This is a genomic window from Haloferax profundi (assembly GCF_001469865.1).
Lineage (GTDB): Archaea > Halobacteriota > Halobacteria > Halobacteriales > Haloferacaceae > Haloferax > Haloferax profundi.
On sequence record NZ_LOPV01000554.1, the window covers coordinates 1 to 3,630 of the forward strand.

General features: G+C 58.8%; 2 protein-coding genes and 1 pseudogene. 1 reads left to right on the top strand and 2 read right to left on the bottom strand.

The window, feature by feature from the left end:
• On the top strand, positions 1–667 hold a 667-nt coding region (locus AUR66_RS16690), incomplete at its 5' end, for a PQQ-dependent sugar dehydrogenase (protein ID WP_197409844.1).
• Positions 668–756: 89 nt separating this feature from the next.
• Here AUR66_RS16690 and AUR66_RS16695 read toward each other — a convergent pair.
• Together AUR66_RS16695 and AUR66_RS22890 are read right to left on the bottom strand one after the other, a co-directional pair.
• Complete coding sequence (locus tag AUR66_RS16695; protein WP_058573327.1) at positions 757–2,934, bottom strand: amino acid permease; 2,178 nt, start codon at positions 2,932–2,934, stop codon at positions 757–759.
• A gap of 367 nt (positions 2,935–3,301) precedes the next feature.
• Positions 3,302–3,630 (bottom strand): annotated as a pseudogene (locus AUR66_RS22890) (hypothetical protein); the annotation flags it as partial.

Genomic DNA, 3,630 nt, shown 5'->3' on the forward strand with positions numbered 1-3,630 from the left:
GCTGTACATGACCGTCGGTGACCGACAGTTCAAGAACTTCGGACCGGACCACGTCGCACAGGACCGGACCAACGAACTGGGGACAGTGTTGCGGTTCAACGCTGACGGGTCAGTGCCTGCAGACAACCCGTTCGTCGACGACCCAGATGCTAAAGACACCATCTTCAGTTGGGGCCACCGGAACCCACAGGGATTGACCACCCATCCCGAAACCGGTGAAGTCTGGGAGTCAGAGTTTGGCGAGCAGGATGGCGACGAAATCAACGTCCTCGAACCGGGAGCCAACTACGGGTGGCCAATCGCCGACGAAGGCTGTACATACGGCAGTGGTGAGCCCATCGGCGTCTCTCACGACGAACGCGACGACGTCGTCGCACCCGTGTTCTCGTGGCCGTGTGGGAGTGGTGGCTTCCCGCCCAGTGGGATGACCTTCTACACCGGCTCGACGTTCCCCGAGTGGACAGGTGACCTCTTTGTGGGTGGTCTCGCCTCGCGGTACCTCGCACACTTCACCGTCGATGGTCGAACAGTGACCGAAGCCGAGCCGCTGTTAGCCGACCGTGGGTGGCGCATCCGCGATGTGTTAGACACACCCGATACAGGAGACCTATACGTCGTCGTCGACGCCGATGATGCACCGCTCGTCAGACTCACCGTCGACGGGTGACGACCGTCCATTTGGTCGTACGTCCTCGGCCAAAATCGGCGGGGTTCTACAAATGGAAATTTGATGCCTGTAATCGCCTCCTCACCGATTCAGAATGCGAGACGCTCGAGGAGTCGCTCGCCCACAGAAGGCCGACGAGAGGCATGTGAGTACACTGTCAGCGTCGTGCAGTTGTGACTCGGCGTGGACGACAACGTCCCGTGGACAGCGGTTCTGATTCCACGGTCAGGACTCGGTTGCACCACGACGTCGGGGTGGATACGACGACCACCATCGGTAAAGAGCGTCTCTGTCCGAACTGGGACAGACAACACGGCAGCGAGGTCAGAACGGTACTCGTCTATCACCTCCCACAGGTCGGGTTCGTCGGATTCCTCCGTGGTGTTCTGAATCGAAATCGTCCCTCGATTTGCCGCTGCGACGCGTTCGGCGATACTGACTGCGAGTGGAGAGTACGGGCTGGTAGCACCGGTTAGCATCACCTGCTTCGGTTCGTCGTAGCCGAGGTTGTCGACGAGAACGACGTCACAGGAGGCGTGCCGGACGACCCAATCGATGGGGTCGCCGAACAACCGTGACTGGAGTCGAAGCGGTTCGTGCTCTGCGACGATGGTGTCGACGCCGCGGTGGTCGGCGAAGTTGACGATAGCATGTTTCGTGTCGTGGCTGACGATTTCGTCTGCCTCGATATCGACCGTGGTGTCCGCCGCGAAGTCCGACATTCGGGCCTCGAAAGACAGGTCAGAGGGAGACTGGACCGTGACGTGTTCTGTCAGTGGCACTTGGTCTGGAACTTCGTCAAATCGGACGGCGACAACTCGTCCGCCGTCACGAGCGACGAGGTCAGCGGCGAAGTCAACGAGCGCTCGTTCGCGTTCGGGACCGACGTCTTTCGTGAATGCAACGAGCACTTCTTTCGTGTGTTCGTCAGTCGCCGACACGACGTTGGTCACGGCATTCTTGTTCACTTGGCGGCGAATCGCATTCGTGGCGACGCCTGAGCGGTTCACACGTGAACGAGCGTACGCGAAGTACCACGCAACGCTCCCGACCACGATTACGAAGGCACCGATGAACGCGACGGGACCCATCTGGGTCAACAACAACACACCAGTTACGGCACCGAACACCTGGACCCACGGATAGAACGGCGAGGTGAATTCGGGGTCGTACTCTGTGCTCCCTTCGCGGAACGCCACGACAGCCACGTTGATGAGCGAGAACACGAGAATTTGGAAGGCGCTCGCCAACTTCGCTATCTCCAAGATTGGGACGAACGCGATGAGCACGAGCAAGACGACCCCCGTCAGTGTGATTGCGGGGATGGGCGTCCCAAAGCGGTCACTCACTTTCGAGAGCGACGGCGGTGCGAGCAAATCACGACTCATCGCGAGCGGGTATCGAGATGAAGAGAGGATTCCGGCGTTCGCCGTGGAGATAAGTGCGAGCACTGCAGCGAGAATGACTGCGACGACGCCGACCTGTCCGAGAGTGGATTCTGCAGCGACGGCGACTGGAGTCAATGAACCTGCAACCGACCCTGGCTCCGTCACGCCGACGAGCACTGCCACGATTGCGATGTACAGGAGCGTGGTGAACACGAGTGAACCGAGGATTCCAAGCGGGATGTTCCGCCCGGGTGACTCGACCTCTTCGGCGACGCTCGCGACTTTCGTGACACCTGCATAGGAGACGAACACGAGACCGGTGGCAGCGAGGAGGCCGGAGATGCCAGCGTCGAAGAAGTTCGCGTAATTCGCTGCCTGCGCGCTTGGGGCACTCCAGGCCGCGAACCAACCGAGTGCAGCCAACATCACGGCGACGATGGCAATTTGGAGTCGCCCTGTCTGTTTCGCCCCGATGACGTTGACCAGAATCAAGAATGCGGCGAGTCCCAGAGCGACTGGCTTCAGCGGAAGGTCGAACAGCAACAACAGGTACGGAACGCCCCCGACGAGTGCGAGCGCACCTTTGAACGACAGTGAAAACCACGTCCCAACACCCGCGATGGTTCCGAGGAGGGGACCCATCCCGCGTTCGATGTAGATGTACGTGCCGCCGGCTTCTGGCATGGCAGTCGCCATCTCCGACTTCGAGAGCGCTGCAGGGACGACCAGTAATCCAGCGAGCGCGTACGCGGCGATGACCAAGGGCCCCGCAATTTCGAGGGCAAGAGCGGGCAAGATGAAGATACCGCTGCCTATCATCGCACCAGTGCTAATCGCGAGCACTGACGGCAGGCCGAGGTCTCGTTCTAGTTCCTTCATGTCTCTGTTCGATTCGTGCTTCGGCTCGGTGGTGGGTCGTCCTGTGCATCACCGCATCGTCGTGTCATCATAGACATCATAATCAGGTTGGGAACCCCAGGGAGTGATTAGTCAGCAGTGGGGAATTCTATTTCCAGAAATGGACCAGACTGATATAAAATTGCGTATATAATTACCACACTGTTCGTAGCTTACCAACTATTTCACGAATATTCCACCTAATTGGATTCAAGACACATTGTGAGTCAGGCAACCATCGAGAGAAAAGCCAGTGAGCGACTCGACAGGGGGAACACCCTATCCAGTGTGAGGTTCGGGTTGTGTCTGTGGGTTTCCGAATTCACTCACATCGGAACCGTGAGTTGTGCTATAGTTCCGGATACGGGAACGAGTGTGTGTCCCAGCTTTCGGGATAGTGACGAGAGCCGTTGGAGAGTGCAGCATAATCTTCTGCATCGAACGGAGTCCCGTCGGGGTGAAACACACCGTTGACGCGCCCTTTGTTCCGTGGGACTCGGAGGTATGCTGGCTTGAGCATCAACCCCCAGAAGAAATCGCCGTCGACACTCCCATCGTCGTGGGCGGTTTCGATGGTCGCAGCGAGCGACTTGTAGTTCGGTAGAAACCGGCTCGGTGGCCCTGTCAGGGTTCGCTGCCACTCAGTACACCAAAGCGGCTTGCCCGTCTCCTGTCGAT